We start from the raw sequence: 13,660 nt of genomic DNA, 5'->3' as shown, positions 1-13,660 counted from the left end.
CTCGTCCATCTCCAGTATGAGCCGCTTCCGGCGCTGTGTGAGCGGTGTGGCCCAATCCAATCCTCATAGCCGGGTGTTACACCGAATTCCAGCTTTGTCAATACCCTAATTACCCCGCTGACCTGCGTATATGTCCGGATGGTCGGTTCAGCAGGTCCCTGCAGCGTGCTACCCTTATCCATAGCGGAAGGGGTACTTGTCACATGACTTTCAAGGTCGGCGACACTGTCGTCTACCCCCACCATGGGGCTGCTCGGATCGAAGCCATCGAGACTCGTGCCATCAAAGGTCAGGACAAGACCTACCTGGTCCTGAAGGTCGATAAGGGCGATCTCACCGTTCGCGTTCCCGCGGAGAACGCCGAGCTGGTCGGTGTCCGCGACGTCGTGGGCCAGGAGGGGCTGGAGAAGGTGTTCGAGGTGCTTCGCGCACCCTACACCGAAGAGCCCACGAACTGGTCGAGGCGTTACAAGGCGAACCTCGAGAAGCTCGCGTCCGGCGACGTCAACAAGGTCGCTGAGGTTGTCCGGGACCTGTGGCGGCGTGACAAGGAGCGCGGCCTCTCGGCCGGTGAGAAGCGCATGCTGGCCAAGGCGCGGCAGATACTGGTCAGCGAGCTGGCGCTGGCCGAGAAGACCAACGAGGACAAGGCCGAGGCCCTCCTCGACGAGGTCTTGGCCAACTAACGCCTTGGCGACTCGGTTTCCACGGGTGGGCGTCGGAGTCGACGTCCACCCGTTCGCTTCTGGCCGCCCGCTGCGGGTGGCCGGTCTGGACTGGCCCGGTCAGGGCGACGGTCTCGCCGGGCATTCGGACGGTGACGTCGCGGCGCACGCGGCGTGCGACGCGCTCCTGTCCGCCGCCGGTCTCGGTGATCTCGGTGCGATCTTCGGCACCAGCGACCCGCGTTGGGCGGGAGCCTCCGGAGTGGATCTCCTGCGGGAGGTCGAACGCCGGATCACGGCCGCGGGGCACGCCATCGGCAACGTCTCCATCCAGGTCATCGGGGTTCGCCCGCGGGTCGGCCCGCGGCGCGCCGAGGCGGAGAAGGCCCTGAGCGAGGCGCTGGGAGGCGTCCCGGTCAGTGTGTCGGGCACCACGACGGACGGCCTGGGCCTCACCGGCCGCGGCGAGGGGCTTGCCGCCATCGCGACCGCCCTCGTCCTCGTCTGACCGCCGACAGACCACCGGCGGCACGGTGCCACCGCTTCTCGACGGGGCTCGGCCGTGCCACGGCCGCCGACCTCGACGGAGCCGCCGACGGTACGGCACCCCCGACCTCGACAGGCTGGGCGCGGTGCGGTCGCCGATCTCGACGGAGTTCAGCAGATCACCGGCAGCACGGTGCCGGTCACCTCGCCGAACCCGATCGGGACGCCGTCGGGCCCGGCGGCGGTCGCCTGGATCCGTACGGTGTCGCCGTCCTCCAGGAAGGCCCGGCGCTGCCCGTCGGGGAGCACCAGCGGGTCCCGGCCGTCCCAGGTGAGCTCGATCAGGCTGCCGCGTTCGTGCCGCGTCGGTCCGGAGACCGTTCCGGAGGCCATCAGGTCGCCGGTGCGCAGCGCGGCGCCGTTCACGGTGGCGTGGGCGAGCTGCTGCGGCGCGGTCCAGTACATCCTCGCGAACGGCGGGCGGCTCACGACGTGGCCGTTGAGCTCGATCTGGAGCGTCATCTCCAGGCCCCACGGCTCGTCGGTACGCAGGTACGGCAACGGCTCCGGGCTCTGGGCCGGCGGGCCCGTACGAGCGCTCTCCAGGGCCGCCACGGGCACGACCCACGGGGAGATCGACGTCGCGAAGGACTTGCCGAGGAACGGTCCGAGTGGTTGGTACTCCCATGCCTGGATGTCCCGGGCGCTCCAGTCGTTGACGAGCACGAAGCCGAACACGTGGTCGCGGAACCCGGCCGTCGGCACCGGCCGGCCGAGCGCCGAGGGCACGCCCACGACGAAGCCGACCTCCGCCTCGACGTCCAGCTTGACGGTCGGGCCGAACACCGGGCCGTCATCGCCCCGACGCTGCCCACAGGGCCGTACGATCGGCGTCCCCGACGGCACCACGGTCCCGGCCCGGCCGTGGTACCCGATCGGCAGGTGAAGCCAGTTCGGGGGGAGCGGGTCCGCGCCCGGCCGGAAGATCTGGCTGACATTCGTGGCGTGGTCGCGCGAGGAGTAGAAGTCGACGTAGTCGGCCACGTCGAACGGCAGGCGAGGTTCGGCGTCGCTCTGCGGCACGAGATGCGGCTCGACCTGGTCGCGGTACGCCGCGTCGGTGAGCAGCGTCGTCACGCGGTCCCGGGTCGCCTGCCAGACCGCGCGCCCGGCGGCCATGAAGGAGTTCAGCGTCCCGGAGGCGAACCACCGCCGGTCGGCGAGCAGTCCCGCCGCCGCCAGCGCGGCCAGGTCCAGCACGTGGTCGCCGATGGCCACACCCACACGCGGCAGCTCTCCGCGCCGGGAGAACACGCCGTACGGGAGGTTGTGCACCCCGAATCCGCTGCCGTCGGGAACGGGAACCCAGGTCTCCATCATCCATACCTTCCCAGGTCCGAGCGGATTTGATCCCGCAGGATCCGGCGTGCGCTCAGTCGCGGGGCGGCGTCGGCGAGCTGCGGAACTTGCTGGACGGCGGGGTCATGTCCTCGTCTCGTGGGGGAGCCCCCGGGGCGGCCTGCCAAGAGCCCTCGTCCTGCTCCGCCCACGACCGGGCGTCGTCGGACGCGTCGCCGGCGTCCGGGTCCTCGGCCCGGTCCTCGGCGTACGCGTCCTCCTCCTCACTCGCCTGCGCCGCGTCGGCCACACCGGCTATCGGGATGCCGTCCGGGTCGGTGTCCGCCAGCCTGATGCCGTCGGGCTGGGTGTCGCCGAGTGATCGCCCTCTCTGGGGCGGCCCGACGAGCCGTACATCGGTCGGCAGCGAGGTCCGGGCCACCCAGCGCGGCGGGGGCTCCTCCTGCTCAGGGTCCACGGGCGTCTCGTTCACGGGCACGTTCACCTCCGGGTCGGGATCGGCATCGGCCGGGTCCGTGTCCGCCCGGGACACGGTCTCGGAGTCCCAGGCGTCCTCCCTCAGAGATACCGTCCCGGAGCCTCTGTCGTCGTCCGTCAGAGGTACGGTTCCGGAGCCTCTCTCGTCGTCCGTCAGAGGTACGGACCCGGAGCCTCGGGCGTCGTCCGTCAGGCGTACGGTCCCGGAGTGCCGGGAGTCGCTCAGGGGATCGGTCCCGGAGTCCCGGGCGTCGCCTTCCGCGTCGGGCGCCGTGGCGGGCGACAGAGCGGGACCGGGCTGCCACGCGCGATCCGCCTGCTGCGCCAACTCCGGCGAGAGCAACGGTCCGTCCCGAAGCGCCGCCGGCTCCAGGCCGGTCCCGGCGTCGGGCTCGGAAGCGGTTCCGAGAGACCCTGGAGCGGTTCCGAGAGACTCGGGAGCGGGTCCGAGCGCGCGTGGTGCCGCGGGACGCGGCAGCGGGCGGGTGTCGGCGGGCTCCTCGTCGAAGAGGCCCGGAATGAGCGCTCGCCGGGTGTCGGTCGGCTCGGCGTGGGTGTTCGCCGGCTCGGCGTTCGGCGAGGCGGTCGTGGCCGACGGGGAATCCGGGACCGGCGGGGCGGTGGCGTCGCGCCGACGGGTCCGTACGACCTGTTTGATCATGGACAGCCACAGCCATACGGCGATCGCGAGGATCACCCAGGGGGCCGCCGCGACCCCGCCCGACAGCCATGGGCGCGACAGGTGGCGATAGCCGTGGACGGCACGCTCGACCCCCGCGGCGCCGGCGCCGGCGATGAGCACCAGTAGGAGCAGCCACCGGACGGCACGCGCCCACCAGCGGGACCGGCGCGCGGTGAGGATCGAGAGGATCACGACGACGATCAGTCCGTCGAGCACGCCGGGGTACAGGTACGCCCAGTGGCGCGCCGCGCCACCCTGGACGGCGAGCGCCCGCAGGTCGTCATAGGAGAGCACGAACGTCGCACCGGCCAGCGCCGCGACGCCGAGGCCGCCGGCGGCCGTCAGCAGCCGCCGCTGCGCCGTGGAGTACGGGGCGGGGGAGTCAGTCATAGCAGGGAAACCAACCATCGGCTCGGAGGGTTCCCCTATCTTGACCGGATCAACGCGTCCTTGCTCTCATCGCCGTGTGGCGTGTCGCCCCGGCACGGTCACGGAGTCGCACATGATCGGATGAGCCTTGCGATTCCAGTGCCGGGAGCGAACACGTATCGAATAGCCTCTTACGCGTGAGCGTCTCTGATCGGCTAAGCGATCCGAGGAATACTCAGGAATCGTCCCGACTGGGTGCCGGGCATGTGCCAATCGTCTTCGTGTCCTGGTGTCGACGGGCAGAACTGCCGACCCGCGTGGCACGTCCCTCCGGACGCTGTCGGCCCAGCCTGCACAGCTATCGGACCGAGGAGGGTGCCCCGCGTCGCCTGGGCACGGGGCGTGCTAATGACGGAACGATACCATAGGATCACCAAGAGTGACTAAGGAACAAGCGAGCCTGCGCCTCTACGACACCGGTACCCGTAGCATCCGCGACTTCGTCCCGCTCGAGGCGGGCCGGGCGGGGATCTACGTCTGTGGTGCCACGCCGCAGGCCGCCCCGCACATCGGGCACCTTCGCTCCGGCGTCATCTACGACCTCGTGGTCCGCTGGCTGCGCGCCTCCGGCTACGACGTCACCTTCGTCCGGAACATCACCGACGTCGACGACAAGATCATCCGCGTCGCCGCCGAGACCGGCGTGCCGTGGTTCGCGGTGGCAGAGGCCAACCAGCGGGTCTTCGGCCGCGGCTACGACGTCCTCGGCTGCCTGCCGCCGACCATCGAGCCCCGCGCGACCGGGCACGTCCCCGAGATGATCGTGCTGATGCGCCGCCTCATCGAGGCGGGCCACGCCTACACCGTCGAGGGCGACGTCTACTTCGACGTCGAGTCCTGGGCCGATCGCTACGGTGCCCTGTCCAACCAGCGGCTCGACAACATGCGGCCGGCCGGTGACACGCCCAACGAGGCGGCCAAGCACGACGCTCGGGACTTCGCGCTGTGGAAGGGCGCCAAACCGGGCGAGCCGAGCTGGGAGACGCCCTGGGGGCCGGGCCGCCCCGGCTGGCACCTCGAGTGCTCCGCGATGGCGACCAAGTACCTCGGGCCGACCTTCGACATCCACGGCGGCGGCGTCGACCTGATCTTCCCCCACCACGAGAACGAGCTCGCGCAGTCGACCGCCGCCGGCGACGGGTTCGCCCGGTACTGGTTGCACAACGGCCTGCTCACGGTGAACGGCGAGAAGATGAGCAAGTCCGTCGGCAACGTCGTGCTGCTGACGGATCTGCTCGACCGGGCCCGCCCGGTCGAGGTCCGTTACTACCTCGCCGCCGCCCACTACCGCTCGATCATCGACTACTCCGACGAGGCCCTGCGCGAGGCCGCTGTGGCGTACCAGCGCGTCGAGGGATTCGTGACGCGGGCGGTGGAGCTCGCCGGGCGCGTCGAGCCCGGCACGCCGCCCGCCCCGTTCGTCGACGCGATGAACGACGACCTCGGTGTTCCGCAGGCCCTGGCCGTCGTTCACGAGGCCGTCCGCGATGGCAACACCGCGCTCGCCGCCGGCGACAAGGACGCCGTGATCCGTGTCCTCGGTGAGGTGCGCGCGATGCTCGACGTCCTCGGCCTCGACCCGCTGTCGGAGCAATGGGAGGGCGCCGGTGGCGACCTTCGCGAGGTCGTCGACGCGCTCGTGTCGGTGGCCCTCGAACAGCGGCAGGCGGCCCGGGCCCGTAAGGACTACGCCGCGGCCGACGCCATCCGCGACGGCCTGACCGCCGCCGGGATCCTGATCGAGGACACTCCGCGCGGCACCCGCTGGGAGCTCAAGCGCTCCTGAGCCGTCCCGGCAGACCACCGCGTACGGGACGGTCTCGGGACGCGGGCTCGGCGCGACGGGGATCCGCTGATCCGCTTGGGGCGTGACGCGGGGTCCTCTGATCCGGTTGCGGGGCGGCGCTCCGGGGGACGTATCGGACGAGAAGTCCGACGGGTCCGAGCGGCCGCCCCGGCCGGGGCCCTGCCTGCCGAGGTGGTGCACGTGTTCGAGCGGTTCGCCGATACCGCACGCCGTGTCGTCGTTCACGCCCAGGAGGAGGCCCGCTCGCTCGAGCACGGCCATATCGGGACCGAGCACCTCCTTCTCGGTCTGCTGCGCGGCGACACCGACGGGGCCGTACGGGCCCTCGCCGCCGCGGGCGTCGACCTCGACACCGCCCGTCGCGACGTGGAGGCCATCGCCGGACGAGGCTCACGGGAGCCCGAGAGCGACATCCCGTTCACACGACGGGCCAAGAAGGTCCTCGAGCTGTCCCTGCGCGAGGCACTGCAACTCGGCGACGACTACATCGGCAGCGAGCACATCCTCCTCGGCCTCATGCGCGAGACCGACGGGGTCGGCGCTCGTGTCCTGCAGCGGCGCGGCGTCGACGTGGCCGAACTGCGGAGCGTCGTCATCCTGGACCTGCAGCGCCGCCGGACGGGTCGCCCCAAGCCCGCACCCCGGGAGGCAGCGGCTGGAGAGGCCCCGCCCGGCGAACGGCCGATCGAGACGGGCCCGGCGGCGGAACGGCCGATCGAGACGGGCTCGGCGGGCGAGCGGCCGCACGAGACCGCGATCGAGGCCATCGGAGAGCGGCTGGCCGCCATCGAACACCGGCTGGAGCGCATCGAGCGGCTCCTGCGGGACGGTTCGGGTCCGGGGGCCGCGTAGAGTCTGTGCGGGGCGACAGATCGCCCGGTGCACCAGCGGAGGGCGAGGATGTCGAAGCGTCGCAAGAAAGGGCCGAGTCACACACTGAAGGCCGAGGATCGGCACTGGTACGGCAAGCGCCAGACCGCCCGCGCGGCCAAGTCGGCGGAACGAACCGGCACCGCCACCACCGCCGGCGCCCGGCGTACGCCCTCGTCGTCCCCCACGGAGCGACCGGCCCGGCGATACGCGCCGGAGGGCCCGGAGCTGGTCACCGGCCGCAATCCGGTCGTCGAGGCGCTGCGCGCGGGCATCCCGGCCAGCGCCCTGTACGTCATGACCGGGGCGTCGGACGACCGTGTCCGCGAGTCCATCAAGCTCGCCACCGACGCCGGTGTTCCGCTGCTGGAGGCGGGCAAGGCCGAGCTCGACCGGATGACCGACCGGGCCGTGCACCAGGGCATCGTCCTCCAGGTCCCCGAATACCGTTACGCGCACCCCGACGACCTGCTGCGCCGTGGCACCCCTCCGCTCGTCGTCGCTCTCGACGGCGTCACCGACCCACGCAACCTGGGGGCGATCGTCCGGTCGGCGGCGGCGTTCGGCGCGCACGGTGTGCTCGTGCCCGAGCGCCGGGCGGCGGGAGTGACCGCCGGGGCCTGGAAGACCTCCGCGGGCACCCTCGCCTCGGTCCCGGTCGCCCGCGCCACCAACCTCGTACGCGCGCTGAAGAGCTACCAGAGCGCCGGTCTGTTCGTCGCCGGGCTGGATGCCCGCGGCGCGGTCGGCGTCGGCGAGCTGGAGGCCGCGAGCGGCCCGCTCGTGCTGGTCGTGGGCTCAGAGGGCAAGGGCCTGTCGCGGTTGGTCGCCGAGACGTGTGACCTGCTGGTCAACATCCCGATGGGCCCGAGCGCCGAGTCCCTCAACGCCGGCGTCGCCGGGGGCATCGCCATGTACGAGATCGCCCGCCGTCGCTCTCAGCGGTAGTCCGTGACCGGGGCGTCCTTCTTGTCGCCGAAGTAGACCTCTTCGAAGAACCGGCTCGCCTCCGGCCGCGAGCCGTCGAGGTCGGTGAAGCCGTAGTGCTTGGCCAGTACCCCGGACGACAGCGCCTTGCCGGACCAGCGGGCCACGTCCGGGTCGGCGGCCAGCGCGGCCACCGCCCGCCCGATGTAGCGAGGCGACTCCGCGATCGCGAACCACTTGTCCTTCGCGATCCCGTCCCGCCAGTTCTCCTCGGTGACCCCGAAGTGTTCGAGCATCTCCTCCGAGCGCAGGAACCCGGGCGTCAGCGACAGTGACGTGACACCGTGCGGGGCCAGCTCCTCGTGCAGCATCTTGCCGAGCCGCGTGATCGCCACCTTCACCAGATCGAAGAACATCGATCCCCGGTAGCGGTCGTTGAACATGTCATCCCCGTCGGTGATCTCCACGACCAGCCCACGGCCCCGCCGTACGAGCAGCGGGAGGACCGTGTGGAGCGTGATCAGATGGGTCTCCAGCCCGTTGCGGACCGCCTGCAGACCCTTGTCCAGGTCGTGCTCCCACAGCGGCGCCCACTCGATCCACTGATCACCGCCCCACGTGTCGTCGACGAGCACGTCCAGGCGGCCGTCCTGTTCCTCCTCGATCCGGCGGACAAGTGCTCGGACGTCCGCCGGCACCATGTGGTCGCACCGCACCGCGATACCCTGACCGCCCGCCTCCGTCACCAGCTCGGCGGTCTCCTCGATCGTCTCCGTACGGCCCAGCGGACTGCGCGACTCCCGCGTGCTGCGGCCGGTGACGTACACCGTCGCGCCGGCCGCTCCCAACTCGACCGCCATGCCCCGCCCGGCCCCCCGGGTACCCCCGGTGACCAGCGCGACGTGTCCCCTCAGTGGACCGGTCACATGCCCTCCTCGATCGCTCCTGCGTCTGAACCGTGACACCAGCCGGCCAGAACCGCGCCGACGTCGGCGCGCATCCGGTCGCACAGACCACCGGCCGGCCGCGCCGACCAGTGCAGCGCGGTCCCGTCGGCGACCGCGGTGAGGATCCGGGCGGCCGCCGGTACGGGCGGTGCGCCCCGGAGCCGTCCCTCGCGCACCGCCCGCTCGAGCAGCGCGACGAGGCCCTCCTCCAGGGCCGCGTACAGCTCCGCCAGCAGCCCGCGCAGCTCCTCATCGGCCAGATCGACGGCCAACTGCGCCAGGTGGTTGGGAGCCGTCTCGGGATCGTCCAGCGGCGCGAACGTCCCGACCAGTACGTCGACCACCGCGGCGACCGGATCGCCGGCCTCCTCCGCCGTCGTGCGCATACCGTGCCGCGTGCTCTCGACCGCCGTCCTGCTCATTGCGACCAGCAGCCCATGCTTGGACGCGAACCGCTGCGCCACCGTCCCGACGGCGACCTCAGCCTCCCGAGCCACGTCGGCCAGCGTGAACCCCGGCCCCAGCCGGCTGATGACCACACCGGCGGCAGCCAGCAGACGTTCATCCGTGATCTTCCTCGGCCGTGCCATGACATTATTGAACCACGGTTCATTAATGTGTCGCCAGCGCCCGGCGGCCCGACGCGACCGGAGAGTCCGACCCGCGAGCGCGTCTGAGTCGCGGCGTATACGCGCTATCGTGGTGAGGCTGCGAAAGCAGCGCCGCCTCCGTAGCTCAGCTGGCAGAGCGTCCGCCTTGTAAGCGGCAGGTCGCCGGTTCGATCCCGGCCGGAGGCTCTTGTCTCCCCAGGTGAGAGCGGTTGAGTGGTCCACCGGTCGAGGCTCGCCTGACGGCAACGGCGACGGGCACCGGCGGACGGTCGGGGTGCGATGTCCGGCGCTTCATAGCCGAAAAGATGAGGCTCGGGCCGTGGCGCCTGCCCGCGCCCGTCTCTGACCGGCCTTAGCGAGCGGAATCGCATCCTTGTACCAGTGGGCCATCGCCCCGGCCTTGTGCGCGTCCTCCCCCGGGAGGACGCTGTACTCCTTTTGGCGCGATCAGATCGTTCCTAGTGCGGACGTCAGCTGCGATGGTCGCGTTCTAGCGTCGTGGCCATGATCAGAATCCGTCGTACTGCCACAGCCGCCGCCCTCGCGCTCGTCCTGCCGCTGCCCGTCGTCGCAGCGGGTCCGGCGGTAGCCGCACCCGTGTCAGCACAGTTCACCGCCGCTCCTGCCACGGCCTCGGACCCGTACGGCCTCCATGCGGAGCTGCCCCGCCCGACAGGTCCGCACGCGGTCGGCCGCGAGATCCTGCACCTCGTCGACAAACACCGCCAGGACCCTTGGGTGCCGTCGGCGGGACCGCGGCAGCTGATGGTGTCGATGTATTATCCGGCCCGGCCCGGGACGGGCGGGCCGGCCCTGTACATGACCACCGAGGCAGCCCGCCTCATGCTGCAGATGAAGCTTCCTGGTACCACCATCCCGGCCGAGGCCGTCAGCGGGACCCGTACCTGGGCGCACTCCGGCGCGAGCCCGGAACACGGCAGGTTCCCGCTGGTCTTGCTCTCGCCTGGTTTCACCATGCCACGCACCGAGCTCACGAGCCTCGCCGAGGATCTGGCCAGCCGCGGGTATGTCGTCGCGCTCGTCGACCACACCTACGAGAATTCCGGCACAACCTTTCCCGACGGGAGGACGCTTACCTGCGCCATCTGCGACAAGCCCCCCGCAGGCGGTTCCGGCGTCGTGGCGGAGAGCCGGGCGAAGGACGTCTCTTTCGTGATCGACGAGCTGACCAGCCGCCGCCATTCCGACTGGCGGTACGCCGACATGATCGACGTCAGGCGGATCGGCATGGCCGGGCATTCCCTCGGTGGTGCCGCCGCGGTCCCGACCATGGCCACCGACAAACGGGTGCGGGCCGGGGTCAACCTAGACGGCACCATGGACGCGCCGGTCCCCGCCACGGGTCTTGGCGGTCGTCCTTTCATGATGGTGAACCACGACATGGGCGGCGCGGTGGATCCCACCTGGGCGAGCGCCTGGGCGAACCTGGACGGCTGGAAGCGCTGGCTGACCGTCTCTGGTTCAAATCATGGCAGCTTCACCGATGTGCCGATCCTCGCCGAAAAACTGGGCATCCCCGTGCCTCCCGGGACGACGATCTCTGCCCAGCGTTCGGTGCAGATCACTCGCACCTACGTCAGGGCGTTCTTCGACCTGCACCTGCGTGGCATCCCCGAGCCTGTCCTCGCCGGTCCCTCCGCCGCCTACCCGGAGGTCAGCTTCCACCGCTGACGGGTCGGCCCTGCGGTCCGGGTCGGCCTGTCCTCGGATAACGCGGGTGCGGCTGACGGCAATGGTGACGGGCACCGGCGGACGGTCGGGGTGCGATGTCCGGCGCTTCATAGCCGAAAAGATGAGGCAGAGGTTATATTTGCTGTGTGGCGTGGGAAGTCATCCTCTTAGAGCCCGTCGAGACGTGGTTCCTGAAGCTCTGCGAGTCTGAGCCGGACTCGGCGTCCTTGGTCGAGCAGGCGATCGATCGGCTTGCCGCTGTCGGACCGACTCTTGGCCGGCCGCTCGTCGACACTCTGGAGCACAGCAAGCTACGTAACTTGAAGGAGCTACGGCCGGGCTCTCGTGGACGCTCGGAGATACGCATGTTGTTCGTCTTTGACCCGGACCGTGCAGCGATCTTCCTGGTCGCAGGTGACAAGGCCGGGCGATGGTCCCGCTGGTATGAGGATGCGATTCCGCTTGCTGAGGCCAGGTACGCCGACTATCGGGTGGAGAAGGACGAGGAGGGCGGCCGATGAGCACCGGACGCAACTGGCGTGATGTCAAGGCTGAGGCGCATCGACGGCATCCTGAGCTGGCCGATCCTGAGCGGCAGGCGAACGCGCGTGCTGAGCTCGACGCCTATGTGGCCGGTCATCACCTCAAGGAGCTACGCAAGGCCGTTGGGAAGACTCAGGTCGAGTTGGCTCGGGCGCTGGGCGTGTCTCAATCCCGGATCTCCCAAATCGAGAACGGCAAGATCGAAGCCATGGAACTCGAGACGCTCCGTGCCTATGCGACTGCCTTGGGTGGACACGTCGACATCACCATCAGCGTCGGCCCGCACTCCGTGAGAGTCGCCTGACGGATGGCGGGAACCCGTAGGCTGAGCCCCCGTCCGCGCTGTCTGGGGGAGTCCATGACAAGTAGGTTCACCGAGTTGGTTGTCGACTGCCACGATCCGGAGCGCCTCGCGGCCTTCTGGTGCGCGGTCCTGGACTTCAAGGTGATCGATCGGAGCGAGGGCAAGGTCGAGATCGGCTCCTGGGAGCCGACCGTCGAGGAGGTCCGGGCGCGCCAGATGCCGCCCACCCTGGTGTTCATACGGGTGCCGGAGGGCAAGACCGTGAAGAACCGGCTCCACCTGGACGTCAGCCCGATCGACGGCAGTACCGACGACGAGGTGGCCAGGCTGCTCGGCCTTGGCGCCGCCAAGGTGGACGTGGGCCAGGGCCCTGGCCGGAGCTGGGTGGTGATGGTCGACCCGGAGGGCAACGAGTTCGACGTTCTGCGTACCCTGGTGCCGCCCAACTAGAGCCGGGACAACACGGGTGCGGCTGACGGCAATGGTGACGGCAACGACGGCGACCGGGGACAGCCACAGGCGCACGTCCAACGCCGTCTACCTCGGCGGATGCTGTGTGAGCAGGGGTGTCCGTATTCCTTGTAAGCGGCGGGTCGCCGGTTCGAATCCGGCCGGAGGCTCCCATCTCACCAGGCAAAACGCCCCGCCTCTGATCACAGAGACGGGGCTTGAGTGTCTAACTGAGCGACTACGGCTCGAAATCCGCAGGGAAGATGGCGTCCATCGCGCGAGCGCCGTCCTGCATGACAGGGCGGATCTGCTTCCGGTAGGCGGTCTCCGTCACCACGGGGTTGGTGTGCCCGACCAGCCGGGAGATGTTCTCCAGCGGGACGTCGTGAGCTGACAGCAGCGAGACGAAGCTGTGCCGCAACTCCCGTGGCGTCCACACTCTGTGCCGACCAGACTGGCGCGGTCGAGGACCTCCCGGAAGTCGCGCCGTACGTTCTCGGCGCTGAGCGCCGTCCCGTTCTTGGTGCAGAACACCAGATCACTGCCGTGCCAGGCGTCGCCAGCGACCTCACGGGCGCGGTCCTGTTCGACCTTGAGCGCCTTCAGGACCTCCACGCACCGTAGTCTTCGGCGTCGTCGAGGAACACCGGGCGGTCGTCGGCGTGCAGGCACAGAGCGAACGTGATCAAGGTCTGTCCGGACCAGGCCATAGAACCGAGCCGACGGCGGGGACTGCGGGTGATCGTTTAACTCGACGGCTTAAACGATCGCGCCTCCCCTGACCGCTGCGGATGATGGCAACGGATATCGGTTCGAGACGTCGGCCTGCTCGATCGAGTCCTGATGTCCGGTGATACCGGGAGGCGCACAATGCTCAACAAGATCGTCAAGGTGGCTGCGGTCGGTGCCGTGGCTCTTACTACGCTGATTGGCGGAACTGGAACCGCCAATGCACTGTACGGTCCGGGTACCTATTCCCTGTCGAACCTCTACTGGGGAGCCGGCTGTATGGCACCGTCTAGCGAGGTCAACGGATCCCAGGTCGTCATGGAAGTCCCCTACTGCGAGCAGGACTGGTACTTCCTGGCGGTGTCGTCCAATTCCAGCGGCACCTGGTACCAGATCAACGACCAACACGGGAAGTGCCTCGACGCCGACTTGAATCACATCAACAGCCTGGGAGACAAAGTCCAAGTGTGGGACTGTAACGGGTCCGCACAGCAACACTGGTACGCACCCAACGGCAACAACACTGAGCTGATCAACGGCGCCAACACCAACTTCGTCCTGGACGCCCGCACCGACGGCACATGGAATCCAAGCATGAACGGCGACCCGCTCCAACTGTACAGCCCCAACGGCTCACCCCAGCAGACCTGGTACGAGCTGCATTAGACGCCGGCCGCGTAGT

At 69.6% G+C, this 13,660-nt stretch carries 14 protein-coding genes, 1 tRNA gene and 1 pseudogene; 11 read left to right on the top strand and 5 right to left on the bottom strand.

Annotation, left to right across the window (positions count from 1 at the left end; translation table 11 throughout):
• Positions 1-203: 203 nt before the first annotated feature.
• Positions 204-686: a CarD family transcriptional regulator gene (locus AB0I04_RS25645; RefSeq protein ID WP_252778128.1), complete on the top strand. Its 483-nt coding sequence runs from the start codon at positions 204-206 to the stop codon at positions 684-686.
• A gap of 25 nt (positions 687-711) precedes the next feature.
• A complete protein-coding gene (ispF, locus tag AB0I04_RS25640) occupies positions 712-1,173 on the top strand; it encodes a 2-C-methyl-D-erythritol 2,4-cyclodiphosphate synthase (protein WP_360889171.1) in 462 nt (153 codons plus the stop codon).
• Between the two features lie 149 nt (positions 1,174-1,322).
• On the opposite strand, the gene fahA is transcribed toward ispF, so the two are convergent.
• A complete protein-coding gene (fahA, locus tag AB0I04_RS25635; protein WP_360889168.1) occupies positions 1,323-2,531 on the bottom strand; it encodes a fumarylacetoacetase in 1,209 nt (402 codons plus the stop codon).
• A 52-nt stretch (positions 2,532-2,583) separates the two neighbouring features.
• The gene (locus AB0I04_RS25630) at positions 2,584-4,059 is read right to left on the bottom strand and encodes a DUF2637 domain-containing protein (protein WP_360889166.1); all 1,476 of its coding nucleotides are present in this window, start codon (positions 4,057-4,059) and stop codon (positions 2,584-2,586) included.
• Positions 4,060-4,477: 418 nt separating this feature from the next.
• Between AB0I04_RS25630 and cysS the strand changes: the two genes are divergently transcribed.
• The 3 genes and pseudogenes from cysS to rlmB all read left to right on the top strand — a co-directional run bounded on the left by cysS (position 4,478) and on the right by rlmB (position 7,723).
• Positions 4,478-5,884 (top strand): cysteine--tRNA ligase, encoded by a 1,407-nt coding sequence (gene cysS / locus AB0I04_RS25625; protein WP_360889163.1) that lies wholly within the window; start codon positions 4,478-4,480, stop codon positions 5,882-5,884.
• 201 nt (positions 5,885-6,085) lie between these two features.
• Positions 6,086-6,502: pseudogene (locus AB0I04_RS25620) on the top strand (Clp protease N-terminal domain-containing protein); the annotation flags it as partial.
• Positions 6,503-6,805: 303 nt separating this feature from the next.
• Positions 6,806-7,723, top strand: a complete 918-nt coding sequence (rlmB, locus tag AB0I04_RS25615) for a 23S rRNA (guanosine(2251)-2'-O)-methyltransferase RlmB (protein ID WP_360889159.1) — start codon at positions 6,806-6,808, stop codon at positions 7,721-7,723.
• Here rlmB and AB0I04_RS25610 read toward each other — a convergent pair.
• Together AB0I04_RS25610 and AB0I04_RS25605 are read right to left on the bottom strand one after the other, a co-directional pair.
• Complete coding sequence (locus AB0I04_RS25610; RefSeq protein ID WP_360889156.1) at positions 7,714-8,628, bottom strand: SDR family oxidoreductase; 915 nt, start codon at positions 8,626-8,628, stop codon at positions 7,714-7,716. The two genes, rlmB and AB0I04_RS25610, sit on opposite strands and share 10 nt — an antisense overlap.
• On the bottom strand, positions 8,625-9,239 hold the full coding sequence (locus tag AB0I04_RS25605) for a TetR family transcriptional regulator C-terminal domain-containing protein (RefSeq protein ID WP_360889153.1): 615 nt from the start codon (positions 9,237-9,239) through the stop codon (positions 8,625-8,627). The genes AB0I04_RS25610 and AB0I04_RS25605 overlap by 4 nt, the downstream gene beginning before the upstream one ends.
• 134 nt (positions 9,240-9,373) lie before the next feature.
• On the opposite strand from AB0I04_RS25605, the gene AB0I04_RS25600 reads away from it, so the two are divergent.
• The 5 genes from AB0I04_RS25600 (at position 9,374) to AB0I04_RS25580 (ending at position 12,249) form a co-directional block, all read left to right on the top strand.
• A tRNA-Thr gene (locus AB0I04_RS25600) sits at positions 9,374-9,446 on the top strand.
• Positions 9,447-9,764: 318 nt separating this feature from the next.
• The gene (locus AB0I04_RS25595; protein WP_360889150.1) at positions 9,765-10,952 is read left to right on the top strand and encodes an alpha/beta hydrolase; all 1,188 of its coding nucleotides are present in this window, start codon (positions 9,765-9,767) and stop codon (positions 10,950-10,952) included.
• 146 nt (positions 10,953-11,098) lie between these two features.
• Positions 11,099-11,473, top strand: coding sequence for a type II toxin-antitoxin system RelE/ParE family toxin (locus AB0I04_RS25590; protein WP_360889147.1), 375 nt, complete (start codon positions 11,099-11,101; stop codon positions 11,471-11,473).
• Positions 11,470-11,799 carry a helix-turn-helix transcriptional regulator gene (locus AB0I04_RS25585; protein ID WP_360889145.1) on the top strand — a complete coding sequence of 110 codons (330 nt, stop codon included), beginning with the start codon at positions 11,470-11,472 and terminating at the stop codon, positions 11,797-11,799. Before AB0I04_RS25590 ends, AB0I04_RS25585 begins: the two co-directional genes overlap by 4 nt.
• Positions 11,800-11,853: 54 nt before the next feature.
• A complete protein-coding gene (locus AB0I04_RS25580) occupies positions 11,854-12,249 on the top strand; it encodes a VOC family protein (protein WP_360889142.1) in 396 nt (131 codons plus the stop codon).
• A gap of 238 nt (positions 12,250-12,487) precedes the next feature.
• Here the strand turns inward: AB0I04_RS25580 and AB0I04_RS25575 are convergent, their stop codons facing one another.
• Positions 12,488-12,688: a hypothetical protein gene (locus tag AB0I04_RS25575; protein WP_360889140.1), complete on the bottom strand. Its 201-nt coding sequence runs from the start codon at positions 12,686-12,688 to the stop codon at positions 12,488-12,490.
• 569 nt (positions 12,689-13,257) lie between these two features.
• Here AB0I04_RS25575 and AB0I04_RS25570 point away from each other — a divergent pair.
• Positions 13,258-13,644, top strand: a complete 387-nt coding sequence (locus AB0I04_RS25570; protein WP_360889137.1) for an RICIN domain-containing protein — start codon at positions 13,258-13,260, stop codon at positions 13,642-13,644.
• Positions 13,645-13,660 lie beyond the last annotated feature (16 nt).

The sequence above is a fragment of the Actinoallomurus sp. NPDC050550 genome (assembly GCF_040655075.1).
GTDB lineage: Bacteria > Actinomycetota > Actinomycetes > Streptosporangiales > Streptosporangiaceae > Actinoallomurus.
The sequence above is the reverse complement of the archived record's forward strand: the minus strand, read 5'-3'. Positions and strand labels throughout refer to the sequence as shown.